This is a genomic window from Bellilinea sp. (assembly GCF_053501535.1).
The window spans coordinates 1-14,244 of record NZ_JBRCOK010000130.1 but is presented as its reverse complement, the minus strand read 5'-3'; the positions used below and the strand labels follow the sequence as shown (position 1 = coordinate 14,244).

Here is a 14,244-nt window from a genome sequence, read left to right as displayed (position 1 = left end):
CCTTTGAGGATGTTTGACCCCCACCTGCACCTCCCCCTAAATCGCCCCAGCGATTTAGGGGGAGGCGGGAGGGGGTAATTGCTTTACTTGCGGGTTTTGAATTTATCCCGAATTCACGTTATTTTAACGTAAGCTCGGGATCAGATCAAAACCTTGCATGCAATACCAATCACCCCCACCTGCGCCTCCCCCAATATCGCGAAAGCAATATTGGGGGAGGTGGGTGGGGGGTCACACATAAGATTGCCGCGCTTGCTAAAAAGGACGGCGATTGGGCCGCAGACGGTTCTCAAAAACGGATTTTATGGGTTGATCACCAACTGCCCCTGAAAATATTGAACGGAAACGAAAAAACCGCTTGAAATTACCGTGAAAATTTGCTAACATTTGTTCAGAAAGGGTTCAAATGTAACATGAATCATGAGTCCCCGGAACACATCTCCACCCGGGAGCAACTGCTGGCGCGGGTGGCCTGGCTGTATTACGAGCAGGACCTGACTCAGGCAGAAATTGGGGCGCGGTTGGGACTTTCGCGCATCACCGTCAACCGCTTGCTCAAAGAAGCCCGTCAGAGCGGGATCGTCGAAATCCGCATCCGGCCGGTTTCCTTTGATCTGCCGCTGGTGGAAATGCTGTTGCAGCGTTTTTCTTTACAGGATGCCTGGCTTGTGCCGGCTGTTGAAGAAACCGGCGAGGAACTGGCTCAATCGCTGGCGCAGATGGCAGCCCTGGTGCTGGCACAGCGCTTGCAGGAGGGTTGGACGGTGGGCATCGGCATCAGCCGCACCATTTCCTACCTTCCCGATTTTCTGGTGTTGGATAAGCCGGTCAACTGCCGGTTTGCCACTTTAATGGGTGGGTTGTACTTCCGTCCGGTGGAGATGTCGCACAACTTCGATATTCTTACCCGTCTGGCAGTGGCTACCGGCGGCGAAGCCTACTACCTGCCGCTGCCCACCTTTGTCAGCGAACCGGCAACGCGGGAGCATTTGCTGGCCGACCCGCTCATCCAGCGCAGCCTGAATGTTGCCCGGCAGGCAGACATGGCGGTTTTCAGCGTTGGCACGGTTGACCCGGCGGCGTTGTTGGTTCAGGCCGGTATCCTCGGCGAAGAAGACTTGAAAGAACTGCTGGAATACGGAGCGGTGGGGGATGTGCTGGGATATTTCTTCGACCGGAACGGCCGGCTGGTTCCGGCGGCAGTTCACCAGCGGCTGCTGGGGATTTCACTGGAAGACCTGCGCCGTATCCCCTTGAAAATGCTGGTGGCTGGCGGAGAGCCCAAACGCCGGGCTGTCCACGCAACATTGCGCAGCGGGCTGGTGGATGTGCTGGTCACCGACACGGCAACGGCGCGCTGGCTGTGTGATCAAAAAGTAGAGGTGGAGGTGTAAGCGATGAGCAAGGAATGGTTTATCGGTTGGGATGCCGGCAGCAGCGGCGGACGCTGTTTGCTGGTCAATTCGCGCAGTGGACAAATGGTAAGCGCTTACCGGGCCTGGTCGCATCCGCCTTCAGCGGAGGGTGGTTGGGCCTACGACCTGGATACCCGCGCCGTCTGGCAGACGCTGGCTGAGCTGACCCGTGAAGTGCTGGCCAGGGCTGGTGTTCAGCCGCACCAGACAGGCGGGATTGCGGCCGTCAGCCAGCGCCACACTTCGGTGTTGATAGACGAAGCCGGCCAGGTCATTTTTGCCGCACCGAACCGCGATGCGCGGGCGGTGGAACAGAGCATGACTCTGGCAGATACGCGCGGGCAAGAACTGTATCGGCGTACCGGCCACTATCCCAGCCCGGTGTTGATGGCCGCCCGTTTGCTGTGGGTTCAAGAACACCAGCCAGCGCTGTTGGAACGCGCCCGTTACGCGCTGACGCTCAGCGACTGGCTGACCTTTCGGCTGTGCGGCACGGCGGCGGCTGAGTTCTCGCAGGCAGCCGAATCGCTGCTGTTCGATCTCCACCAGCGCAGCTGGGCCGCTGATGTGATCGCCTCGCTGGGTCTGCCAGAAGGAATTTTCCCGCCGCTGGTGCGGGCGGGCAGCCGCCTGGGTGAGCTGAGTGCTGAAGCCGCCGAATTTTTGGGCCTGCCGGCCGGTTTACCGGTGGCGGTTGGCGGTGCCGACACGCAAAGCGCGCTGTTGGGCATGGGAATCACCCGCGCAGGGCAGACGGCGGTTGCCGCTGGCAGCACCGCGCCGGTGATGGTGACCACCGCGCAAGCGGCTTTTCATCCGCAGGGACGCACGTGGTGCGGTTTGCACTTGCTGCCGGAGGTGTATGTGGTGGAAAGCAACGCCGGTTCAGCCGGCACGGCCCTGGAATGGGCCGCCGGCGTGCTTTACCCCCATTCGCCTCAACCGGTGGCAGCGCTGTGTGCCGAAGCCGCAACGGCAGCGCCGGGGGCGGGCGGAGTGTTTTCCACCGTAGGGGTGCAGTTGTTCAACGCTGCCGCGCTGGGTCTGCCGGTTGATTCGCTCGCTTTTTCCACCTTCAGCCTGCCGGGCGGCAGCCAGGGACGCGCCCATCTGGCGCGGGGTATTCTGGAAGGGCTGGCAGCCTCCATGCGTTTGAACATTCAGCAGGCGCAGGAAGCCGCCGGAACAGCGGGGCAGGCGGTGCGGGCAGGCGGCGGGTTGACCCGCAGCGAAGCCTGGCTGCAGATGCTGGCAGAAATCTGCGCCCAGCCGGTCGAGGTCGGCCGCACGCCGCAGTCAACCGCACTGGGGGCGGCCATCTGTGCGGCCAGCGGGGCAGGAGAATACCCCTCGCTGGCGGAAGCGGCTCAGGCATTGAGCGGTGAGTTACGCCGTTTTACCCCACAGCCGGAACGGGTGCGTTTCTATGCGGAATGGTTCAGCGAATGGGACGCCATCCGCCGCCAGCGCGAGGAAGCCGATCAGACGGCTGCCGGCAGCATCGTGCAGGCCATGCAGCAGCGGGCAGCACCTCAGGTCAGCCTGCCGCGTGATTTTCGCCCGCGCATTCTGGTCACCGCCGATTTGGGAGAGGAAGCCGTTCGCCTGCTGGGCGAACTGGGCGAGGTGACCTACGCCAGCTATCGCAGTGAGGGCAGACTGTTGAGCGGCGAAGATCTGGTAGAAGCCCTGCGGGGGTATTCGGTATTTGTCACTGAAGTGGATGTGGTGGATGCCCCCGCCCTGGCGAAACTGCCCGACCTGCGCCTGATTTTTGCCTGCCGCGGCAACCCGGTCAACATTGATTTACAGGCCTGCAGCGCAGCCGGCGTGCCGGTAATCAACACACCCGGGCGCAATGCCGATGCTGTAGCCGACCTGACGATTGCTTTCATGCTGATGCTGGCGCGCCGCCTGCCGGAAGCAACCGCCTTTTTGCGCCAGCCGGGCGGTGAAGCCGGTGACATGGGGCGCATGGGGCAGGCTTTCTTCGCCCTGCAAGGGCGAGAACTATGGGGTAAGACGGTGGGTGTTATCGGCGGCGGGGCAATCGGGCAGCGGGTCATCCGCCGTTTGCTGCCTTTTGAAGCGCGTGTGCTGCTGTATGACCCCTACGTCAGTGAAGAGCAGGCGGCTTTATACGGTGCTTTGAAGGTGGGGCTGGAGGAACTGCTTGCTCAAAGCGATTTCATCACCCTGCACGCGGCGGTGACCGATGAAAGCCGCGCCATGCTGGATGCAGCCGCATTTGAACGGATTAAACCCGGCGCGTACCTGATCAACACTGCCCGCGCCGCGCTGGTGGATCAGGACGCGCTGCTCGGCGCGCTGCAATCCGGACGGCTGGCAGGTGCAGCGCTGGATGTTTTCCCGGTTGAACCGCCGGGCAGTGACGACCCGCTGCTGGCGCTGCCGAATGTGATTGCCACACCGCACATTGGCGGGAATACCTGTGAGGTGGGCATTCATCAGGGGCAGATCATTGTGGATGAGATGAAACGCCTGCTGCGCGGAGAAGTGCCGCGTTACGCGCTCAATCCGCAAACGCTGACCAACTTCCGCTGGAGCGGGCAGCGGGCGAGTGACACGAAAGTATTGGAGCAGCTGCGCCACACCTCAACCGCCGGGGTGACCGATTTGGAAGCGGCGCGCAAAGCCGCAAGCGACACGGCGCGCAGCCTGCCTGCCGAAAAGCGCGGCGGACTGCTGAGCGGGCTGAAACGCCTGCTGGTCAAAGAGCAGCCGCCAGCCGAACAGTCTGCGCCGCCCCAGCCGCAAGGCGAACCTTCGGCCGGCGGCGGTGGAACTGCGGTGCACTTTCAGCGGCTGCTGGAACGATTTTTGGCAGAAATCGAAGCAGACCCGCAAATTCGCGCTTTCGCGCAGGATAAGAACGTGACCTTTCAATATACCCTCAAAGATTTGGATGTCACCTTCTTCATGCGTTTTGCCGGGGGAGTGGTGCAGACCGGACTGGGTGAGCCGCCGGCTGCGCCGGATGTGCGCCTGAAAATGACCGCCGACACGCTGGATGGTATTTTCACCGGGCGCTTAAACCCAACCCGCGCCGCCATGACCGGCAAAATCTCTTTCAGTGGGGATACCGCCAAAGCCATGACCATGCAAAAAATCAACCTGAACGAGCCCTATCAGCGGGCGCGTCAGGCGGTGGGTGAGCCCGGCGACCTGAGCGCGATTGGCGGTCAGCCGCCAGCTCCCGCCCCCCCGTCAGCGCCGGGCGGCATGGCTGCCCAACCAGCGTCTGCCGCGGGCGCAGCGGCGGCTTACGCTGTTCCGGCGGTGATGCGCAAAGTGGGGGATGTGCGCGATGAAATTCTGGAAATCATGCGTGAACTGTATGAACGCGGTTGGATCACTGCCACCGGCGGGAACATCAGCGCGCGGGTGGAGGGCAAGGCGGACGAAGTGTGGATCACCCCCAGCGCAATTTTCAAAGGTGACCTGCGCCCGGAGATGATGGTGCGCGTAGACCTGAACGGCAACCCGCTGGATGAAACGGATTACAGCGCTTCCAGCGAGCGGCGGGTGCACTGCGCCATTTACCGCGCCCGCCCGGATGTGCAGGCGGTGGTTCACACCCATGCGCCGTACGCCACCTTGCTGGCGCTGACCGGAACTCCCTTCCAGCCGCTTTCCACCGAGTCCGCTTTCATCGGCGAAATTCCGGTGGTGCCGTTCATCATGCCCGGCACGAACGAATTGGGCGATGCGGTGGCCAGGGCGATTGGCAAAAGTGGAATTGCGGTGCTGATGCAGAATCACGGGCTGGTGGTGGCGGGCAGCAGCCTGCGCCGTGCGGCGGATATGACCGAAGTCATCGAAACCACCGCCCATAAATTGATCACCTGCCGCTTGATGGGTGTGCAGCCGGCCGTGCTGCCGGAAGAGGTGGTCAAAACACTGCGTGAAATGGGCAGCATGTTGGCCTGAATCAACCAAACCAATTGGGCAGGGGGACGGAACAGCAGCAACAGCCAAACAAATGAAACCCCAAAAATGAATACCCCTGCAGAGCCGGTGGTTTTCCCCAACCACCGGCTTTTCTTAAGGGGATATCCGGGGTTTGCGGCACGAAAAGCGGCTTTCAGCGGGTAATGAGCGGCAGCATGATGAGATACTCACCGCCCGCGCTGCACCAAAAGCCAAGGCACTCGCTGGCAGCGGCACCGCTTTGGGCGCCGATTACTGCCTGTCCTACCGTCAGGTGAAGGCGGGCACTGGGGGAGGTCATGAAACCTCCGCTGCCGGTCAAAGGTGTGAACCATTCCAGTTTACAGTCGGCTGACTGCATGGCCCGGGCTGGGGCTGCCAGTGGACCAATCAACAGCAAAAGGAGAACAAGCACAATCCAGCGGGTTTTCATGGCAGCTTCTCCCATCAATACAGCGGGTGATGACCCAGCCGGACGCGCACCCCGCCGAGGTCAATGTAATGCGTGGTGTTCGTGACGTCAATAATCAGGGCAACACTGATGAAGCCCTCTTGCGAGTCCAGCCATTCGTAGGCGACTGGTGTAACCGAGTAAAACGTGTAAGTAGTGCTTTTCCGGTCTGTATAATCGTCAACCAGATAAACAGACTGAGGGCCTCCCCCCATATGGGGAGTGATAAGTTGTTTATAAACTTCTGTTTGGGTAATGAAGGTGGCTGAGTTAGAAACATCGTAATAAATGGTGACCTCTTCGATTTTGACCGGTTGGCCATACAAAACCGCCGGCAATTCTATGGCGAACATTACTGTTTTGTAACCGTTTGTACCGTATTGGAGCGAAATATCCCCGCTCGGGTAATAATTGATGATGGCGCCCGGCGTTATGGGCCTGATTTCGCTGGCAGGCACGAACAGGTAGGTATCGGCTTTGGTTTGCAGGCTGCCGTTATTTGAAATACGCAGTTCATCCTCGCCGCCGTCTCCACCAAAGGCTTTCAGTAACTCTCCGCTGCCCGAATTTTCAATTACCAGACTGGCATCGCTACCGGCGGCTCTGACCCAGGCGGCAATTCCGCTGCCGGTGTTGGTGTTTTCCACCCACAGGGCAACACCGGCCGCTCCGCCGCCGGCAAGGCTTTTTACATCCAGGCCGTGCTGATTGTTGGTGGTATTCGAGATAACCGCCCCCGGTTTGAGGCTCAAGGCATACGGCACAGCGTAGATTCGCAGACGGGGGGTCATTTCACTTCCACCGTCCACCGCAACCCCCAGGTACAACTGGCGTCCATCAAAATACAGCTGGCCGCAGCTGGGATTCATGGAGAACAAACCGTTCTGAAGGGTTACCGTTTGACTGGATGCGCAGAGCGGGCTTCCGCCGGTCGGGGTATCGTAAAACCGGAAGAGCAAATTATGATCCCCATTGAGGGGGTTGCCACTGGCATCGGTCAGCCGTCCTTGAATCGGGATGAACGAGTACATGGCTTCCTGAATGGTGCTGTCTTCGCTTTCCAAGGGTTCAGCCGGCGGAGGTTCATCTCCCTGAGCCTGTCCAAATTGAATACCGGCAGAAAGAAGGAAAGCTGCCGCCAGCAAGATCGTAATGAGACGCAAAATCTTTTTCATTGAACACCTCCCCAGATCAAATGTTGATCGCACCGAAACGACAAACCGCCAGCAGTCAACGTTGACCACTGGCGGTGAAAGCCTGCGCGTCTGAAATGTCGCGGTGCGTTGCCAGTCAGCCAGTCAACAAACCCCTCCGTTTGTCTAGACCTGGCTTAAATTGATTATAAAAACTCAACGGGGCAATTTCAATCAAAACCCCGGATTTTCTAAAGAACTTATGATAATGTGTACCAGAAAAAGTGCGCCAAAAAACCGATTTTACGGATTCCAAAAAAACAGCAAGTCAATTTTCCAGCAGCAGTTGACCGGCTTTGCCAAAGATGGGATAAAGGACGGTTTCATCCGTGGCGCCGCTGGTGAGCAGAAAGATGCGGCAGGTGCGGGTGTAACCCCAATCGTGCAGTACACCGGGGATTGAACCGGTCTTGTGATAAAAATCCACCTCGTCGCGCGGCAGGTTGCGTTTGAGCAGCAGGTCATCCTGATTGACCAGCAGCATTGGTTCAACCCATCCCTTTTCAGCAGCATTCAGGTTCTCGAACAGGTCAAAGTAACGGATACAGTCGTCTGCGCTGATCCAGTTATCCAGCCCTTTTTTGCGCGCCTCGAAATCCATCAATTTGCGCTGCAGCTGGGTGCCGGTCAACCCCATTTCCTGGCGGAAGAGATGGTTGAGCCGCTCCAGGCCGATGCGGCGGATGATCAGGTTGGTGCACAGATTATCGGAAAGCGCCATCATCATCAGCAGAACGTCATGATAGGGCAGATGGCGCGCCTGCAGCAGCCAGGAAAAGCCCGCCCCGTGCACTTCCGGCTCATCGTCCAAATGGCAGATTTCGCGCTGGCTGACTTCTCCCTGCCGTTCCAGCAGCACCCATGCCAGCAGAATGGGGATTTTGATGATCGAAGCAGCCGGAAAACGCTGAGCGTTGCCCGCCTGAAGGGGGGCAGAAGCATTGCGTTGGAAATAAAACGCAAATTGGATATTAAGGGTATTGATTTCTGCTAAAAAAGGAGTATGATACATACTGTAATTATATCGTTGCATCCTTTATTTTCTGGAATTCTATTGGGAGCATCCAAAAAGGAATGACATATTCCCTGAAAAAATGGGAAATTTTTCACCCCTGCTGGCCTGTGTTGGCGCAGGGGTTAAATTGACAGCCCCCCGCTTAAGGTGTAGAATGCAATTTGTGCTTAAACACATTGGCTATTATTATCCCCATTTTTCTGTAAACTGAATCACCGCCCAATCCAGAGGTCAATGCATGCCCGAAATTCTTCAAGTGCAAGGTCTGGAAACGCAATTTCGTACCCGTGAAGGGACGATCCACGCTGTAAACGGAGTTTCTTTTTCGCTGAAAGAAGGTGAAACGCTGGGAATCGTGGGGGAAAGCGGCTGTGGCAAAAGTGTTACGGTCATGTCCATGCTGCGCCTGATTCCTTCTCCGCCCGGCAAAGTTGTTGCGGGTAAAGCCCTGTTCCAGGGACGAGATCTGCTGACCATGTCGGATGAGGAAATCCGCCACATCCGCGGGGCGCAGATCAGCATGGTCTTTCAAGACCCGATGACTTCCTTCAACCCGGTGCTGACTATCGGCCGGCAGGTGTCCGAGCCGCTGGAAGTGCATATGGGGATGAATCACAAAGAGGCTGAAGACCGCGTGGCGGAAATGCTGGCAAAAGTCGGCATTCCCAACCCCAAAGACCGCCTGAACAATTACCCCCACCAATTTTCGGGCGGGATGCGCCAGCGGGTGATGATTGCCATGGCGCTGGTGTGCAACCCGCAGATCTTAATCGCCGATGAGCCTACCACTGCGCTGGATGTGACCATTCAGGCGCAGATTGTGGAACTGGTCAAACGCCTGCGCGATGAACTGGGCATGGCCATCATCTGGATCACCCATGATCTGGGGGTGATTGCCGGTCTGGCTGATCGCATGGCGGTCATGTACGGCGGATTTATCATCGAAACCGCGCCGGTACGCGATCTTTACGCTCACCCTACCCATCCCTATACGATTGGTTTGCTGGGCAGCCTGCCGCGTATGGATGAAGCCGGCAGCCGCCGGCTGGTTTCGATTGACGGTCTGCCGCCGGTCTTGCTGGAAAAACCCAATTACTGCCCGTTTGCACCGCGCTGCAAGTTTGCTGTCGAGCGCTGCTGGCATGAAAATCCCCCCTTGATGCAGGTTTCCCCCGATCACTACACTGCCTGCTGGGTGGATACCGAAACCGGGAGGGAGCGTTTATGACGAGCAGCGAAGTTTTGTTACAGGTTCGTGATCTGGTCAAGTACTTCCCCATCATGCGCGGTACCCTGATACAACGCCAGGTGGGAGCGGTCAAAGCAGTGGATGGTATTTCTTTTGACATCTTTCGCGGAGAAACGCTGGGGCTGGTAGGCGAATCGGGCTGCGGTAAGTCCACTGCCGGGCGAAGCATTTTGCAGCTATACCGCCCGACCTCCGGCAGTGTGCTCTTCGAAGGGGTGGATCTGGTTAAGCTCAAGGGCGAAGACCTGCGTAAAATGCGCCGCCGTATGCAGATGATTTTTCAGGACCCGTATGCCAGCCTCAACCCGCGCATGACGGTTGGGCAGATCATCAGCGAACCGCTCATCATTCACGGGGTTGCCAATGGCAAAGAGGCGCAAGAACGTGCCGAAGAACTGCTGCGCCTGGTGGGGTTGAACCCGGCTTATACCAACCGTTACCCGCACGAATTTTCCGGCGGGCAGCGCCAGCGGGTGGGTGTGGCGCGCGCCCTGGCGCTGGAACCGGCCTTCATCGTTTGCGATGAGCCGATTTCCGCGCTGGATGTATCGGTTCAGGCGCAGGTCGTTAACCTGTTGGAAGATTTGCAATCGCAAATGGGGTTAACCTATCTGTTCATTGCCCATGATCTTTCGATGGTGCGGCATATCAGCAACCGCATTGCGGTCATGTATCTGGGTGTGATCGTCGAACTGGCCGATCGCCATGAACTGTACAATCATCCGCTGCACCCATATACGCAGGCACTGCTTTCGGCGGTGCCGATTCCCGACCCGGTGATTGAGGCGCGTCGGCAGCGCATTATTCTCAAAGGGGATGTTCCCTCGCCGATCAACCCGCCTTCTGGCTGCCGCTTTCGAACCCGCTGCCCGCTGGCGGACACGATCTGCGCCGAGCAGCGCCCCGAATTCCGTGAGGTGCAGTCAGGCCATTGGGTTGCCTGTCACATGGTCTAATCGTAACGGTTTCGTTGAGGATCACTTAACCCTTGAAAGGAGGTGATGGCTGGAAGGAAGGAGCAAAACCCTTTTTGCTGAAGAAACCGATGAGGTTTCAAAGCCTGTATCCAATCCATTCAAATTTCTCTAGGAGGAGAAAGATATGCGTTCCAAATTGCTTGTTTTTGTATCCGTGCTGATTCTGGCGAGTATGGTGCTTTCAGCCTGCCAGCCGGCCGCCGCAACCCCCGAAACCATTATCCAGACGGTTGTCGTCGAAGGTGAGGTTAAGGAAGTGGTGGTGACCGCAACCCCGGCTGCCCAGCAGGCCGAAACCAAACCAGCCGTGCTGCGCGTCAACCTCGGCTCGTGGCCTGACATCATTGACCCGCAGAAGTCATCCTTCGTCAATGAAATTGCTCACCTCAAGCTGATCTACGAAGGTCTGACCAAGCTGGACGGCCAGTTGAACACTGTCCCCGGCGCTGCGGAGAAATGGGAATACAACGAAGATGCCACCGAACTGACCTTCACCCTGCGCAAGGGCTTGAAGTACAGCGACGGCACCCTCCTCAATGCCAAGCGTTTTGAGTATTCCATTCTGCGCAACATTGACCCGGCGACCGCCGGCGAATACGCAGCCATTACCGACAACATTGCCGGTGCAGTGGCCTGGCGCGAAGCCGATGTGGCCAACCTGAGCGAGGAAGAACTGCAGGCACTGAAGGAAGGCGTTGAAGTCAAGGCGCTCGACCTGAACGGCAACCCCTGCACCGACTACGAACAGGAAGACTGCCTGATTCTCAAAGTGGGTCTGGATGGCGACCCGGCCACCCCCGAACGCGAACCGGCGCCCTTCATGCACACCGTGCTTTCCCTGTGGGTGACCTACCCCGCCAAAGAAGAACTGATTGCGGAAGGCGGCGATATCTGGTGGACTTCCTCGAAGTACCACATCGGCAACGGCCCCTTCATCGTCAAGACGCTGGAACCCTTCGTGCGCGGTTACTTCGTGCCGAACCCGAATTACTGGGCCGGCGTTCCGACCTATGACATCGAATTCTCCTACATCACCGACAGCGCTGTGGCGTTTGAAGCCTACAAGAACAACGAATTCGATATCGTCCCGCTGGTTGCCGAAGACCTGGCGGTTGTTCAGCAGGATCCGGTGCTGAGCAAGGAAGCCCAAATCTACCCCGGCTCCTGCACCTTTGCCTTCTACATGAATCAGGACAAGCCGCCCTTTGACGAGAAACCGGTGCGCGAGGCGTTTGCTTACGGAACCAATCGTGAGGCGTGGGTGACTGACATCCTGCAAGGGCTGGGTTCACCGACCCTGACCTGGATTCCCAAGGGCTTCCCCGGCTATGACCCGAACGAAACCCGCTATGGCTTCGATCTGGCAAAGGCCAAAGAGGCGATTGCCAAATCCAGTTACGGCAGCTTTGAGAATCTGCCGCCCATCAAGCTGACCTTCTCCGGCACAGCCCGCAACCGCACCCGCTTTGAGTGGCTGGCTGCGCAGTGGAGCCAGAATCTGGGCGTCAAGGTTGAACTGGATCCGGTCGAACCGACCGCTTACACCGCCCTGACCAAGAACCGCGAAACCCTGCCGCAGGTCTTCTACCTCGGCTGGTGCGCCGACTATCCCGATCCGCAGAACTGGCTGAGCGTGTACTGGATGTCCACTTCCGAGTTTGCCCGCCGCTATGGCTTCTCCAATCCGGAAATGGATGCCCTGATGAAGAAGGGTGACACCACCCTCGATCCGCAAGAGCGCCTTACCTACTACGATCAGGCGCAGAAACTGCTGGTGGATACGGCTGCGGTCATCTTCATGGTCAACAACGTCAACTCCTATCTGGTAAAGCCGTGGGTGAAGGGCATCGTCTTTACCCCGCAGGACGCCGGATGGCCGGGTGATGTGGACCCGCTCTCCATCACCATTGATACCTCGATGATCCCGTAAGGGAAAACCGCACTCGAAATGAGTCGTTTGACTGGCTGGTTCTGTCCAGGCGGGCAGAACCAGCCAGCCCCCTGCCCGTTCAGACGGCAGGTTGTAATTCTCGAAATGAGGGAAGACCGTAGATGGGAAAATATCTCATTCGGCGATTGTTCTGGCTGATACCGGTGATTATCGTAGTTTCCGGGATAACCTTTATCCTGATGCACAGCGCACCCGGCGGCCCGTGGGACCGCGACACCACCGCCCGTCAGGTGGATCAAAATACCCAGCGCATTCTCAACGAATATTACGGGCTGGATAAACCGCTCTGGCGGCAGTATGTGGCGTATGTCATCGGGGATTTCAACAAACAGGGTAAGTTTGTCTGCGGGCTGGTTTGCGGTAATTTGGGACCATCTTACCGCATGCGCGGACTGACGATTCAGCAAATTTTATTCAAGCCACCGGAAGACAAGAACTTTCTGTACAGCCGCTTTGGTTATTCCATGCGGCTGGGGCTGTTTGCGCTGTTGTTTGCGGTGGTTATCGGCGTACCGGCCGGTGTGATTGCCGCGCTCAAACAAAACACCATCATTGATTACATCAGTCTATTCATTGTGACCATTGGTATTTCGGTGCCAAACTTTGTCATGGCACTGTTCCTGATCATTCTGTTTGCCTCCACCTTGAAGTGGGTCAATGTTGTACCGCGCAGCTGGGATGAATTCGGCGTGTGGGTTTTGCCGACCGTCATTCTCGGCTTTGGCACCATGGCGCGCACGGCGCGCCTGATGCGCGGTTCGATGCTGGAAGTGATGCGCATGGATTACATCCGCACGGCGCGTTCCAAAGGGCTGGCGGAGCGGGTGGTTGTGCTGCGCCACATGATCAAAAATTCGCTCATTCCCGTTGTCACCATTTTGGGCCCGGCGCTGGCAGCATTGGTGACCGGTTCTTTCATTATTGAAACCATGTTTGGCTTTCCCGGTATGGGGCGGGCTTATGTGACGGCAATCGGTCAGCGCGATTATTCGATGATTATGGGTACCACTCTGATTTATGCCATACTGATTGCGCTGGCAAACTTGAGCGTGGATGTGGTATACAGTTTCCTCGATCCGCGCATCCGGTTGGAGTGAGAGGTCAACCATGGCAACTCAACCTTCTGTAAATCCAACACCTTCTCAAATTGCCGACCTGACGATGATGACGGTCAAGCCGCGCAGTCTGTGGATGGATGCCTGGTATCGTCTGATTCGCAATAAAGCGGCGGTGGCCGGTATGGTGGTGATTGCCTTCTTCTTGATTGTAGCCATCTTTGCCAACCAGCTCGCGCCGCATAATCCGCTGCAGACCAATGCCGGCAAAAGTTTTCTACCCCCCGCCTGGATGGAAATCGGCCCGAACGGCAGACCTTCCGACCCGGCTTTCTTCTTCGGCACCGACAATTTGGGGCGGGATGTGCTCAGCCGTACCATCTACGGCGCGCGGGTTTCCATGGTGGTCGGCTTTCTGCCCACCATCGTGATCATCCTGCTTGGCTCGGTCATCGGTCTGCTGGCGGGCTATAAAGGCGGGCAATTCGATAACATCCTGATGCGCTTCACCGACGTCATTTACGCCTTTCCGGATCTGCTGTTTTTCATCATCGTCATGGTCACTTTGCGGGAGACGTTCATCGGCAAGCTGTTGAACGGCTTATTCCTGTTGTTCATGGCGCTGGCGATTGTCAACTGGGTGGGCTTTGCGCGTGTGGTGCGCGGACAGGTACTTTCCTTGAAAGAAAAAGAGTTCATCGAAGCCGCCCGCTGCATTGGGGCATCGGATGCGCGCATCATGTTCCGTCACTTGCTGCCCAACAGCCTTGGGCCGATTATCATCCTTTCTGCCCTGACCATTCCGGGTATGATCATCACCGAGGCGATTCTGGGCTACCTTGGGCTGGGCTTGACGCCTTCCACCAACCCGAATGATGTTTTCATCACTTCGTGGGGCGCGCTGATGCTGGACGGGCAGGTTGCCATCAACGCTCAACCGTGGCTGATTTTGCCGCCGGCGATCTGCGTTTCGCTGGTGGTGCTGGC

At 57.7% G+C, this 14,244-nt stretch carries 10 protein-coding genes; 7 read left to right on the top strand and 3 right to left on the bottom strand.

Annotated elements, in window-relative coordinates; translation table 11 throughout:
* Window positions 1-413 precede the first annotated feature (413 nt).
* Together ACWIZX_RS12145 and ACWIZX_RS12140 are read left to right on the top strand one after the other, a co-directional pair.
* Entirely contained in the window at window positions 414-1,394 is a 981-nt protein-coding gene (locus tag ACWIZX_RS12145; RefSeq protein ID WP_448335969.1) for a sugar-binding transcriptional regulator, read from the top strand.
* Between the two features lie 3 nt (window positions 1,395-1,397).
* Window positions 1,398-5,366, top strand: coding sequence for an NAD(P)-dependent oxidoreductase (locus tag ACWIZX_RS12140; RefSeq protein ID WP_448335968.1), 3,969 nt, complete (start codon window positions 1,398-1,400; stop codon window positions 5,364-5,366).
* Between the two features lie 154 nt (window positions 5,367-5,520).
* Here ACWIZX_RS12140 and ACWIZX_RS12135 read toward each other — a convergent pair whose 3' ends face one another.
* The 3 genes from ACWIZX_RS12135 to ACWIZX_RS12125 all read right to left on the bottom strand — a co-directional run bounded on the left by ACWIZX_RS12135 (window position 5,521) and on the right by ACWIZX_RS12125 (window position 8,043).
* Window positions 5,521-5,799 carry a hypothetical protein gene (locus ACWIZX_RS12135; protein WP_448335967.1) on the bottom strand — a complete coding sequence of 93 codons (279 nt, stop codon included), beginning with the start codon at window positions 5,797-5,799 and terminating at the stop codon, window positions 5,521-5,523.
* A gap of 14 nt (window positions 5,800-5,813) precedes the next feature.
* Entirely contained in the window at window positions 5,814-6,992 is a 1,179-nt protein-coding gene (locus tag ACWIZX_RS12130; RefSeq protein ID WP_322793022.1) for a hypothetical protein, read from the bottom strand.
* Window positions 6,993-7,278: 286 nt separating this feature from the next.
* Complete coding sequence (locus ACWIZX_RS12125; protein WP_448335966.1) at window positions 7,279-8,043, bottom strand: serine hydrolase; 765 nt, start codon at window positions 8,041-8,043, stop codon at window positions 7,279-7,281.
* A 220-nt stretch (window positions 8,044-8,263) separates the two neighbouring features.
* Between ACWIZX_RS12125 and ACWIZX_RS12120 the strand changes: the two genes are divergently transcribed.
* From ACWIZX_RS12120 to ACWIZX_RS12100, 5 genes are all read left to right on the top strand, one after another.
* A complete protein-coding gene (locus tag ACWIZX_RS12120; protein ID WP_322793024.1) occupies window positions 8,264-9,253 on the top strand; it encodes an ABC transporter ATP-binding protein in 990 nt (329 codons plus the stop codon).
* Window positions 9,250-10,230: an ABC transporter ATP-binding protein gene (locus tag ACWIZX_RS12115; protein ID WP_448335965.1), complete on the top strand. Its 981-nt coding sequence runs from the start codon at window positions 9,250-9,252 to the stop codon at window positions 10,228-10,230. Before ACWIZX_RS12120 ends, ACWIZX_RS12115 begins: the two co-directional genes overlap by 4 nt.
* A 145-nt stretch (window positions 10,231-10,375) precedes the next feature.
* Window positions 10,376-12,181, top strand: a complete 1,806-nt coding sequence (locus ACWIZX_RS12110) for a peptide ABC transporter substrate-binding protein (protein ID WP_448335964.1) — start codon at window positions 10,376-10,378, stop codon at window positions 12,179-12,181.
* A gap of 122 nt (window positions 12,182-12,303) precedes the next feature.
* A complete protein-coding gene (locus ACWIZX_RS12105; RefSeq protein WP_448335963.1) occupies window positions 12,304-13,299 on the top strand; it encodes an ABC transporter permease in 996 nt (331 codons plus the stop codon).
* A gap of 10 nt (window positions 13,300-13,309) precedes the next feature.
* On the top strand, window positions 13,310-14,244 hold a 935-nt coding region (locus ACWIZX_RS12100; RefSeq protein WP_448335962.1), incomplete at its 3' end, for an ABC transporter permease.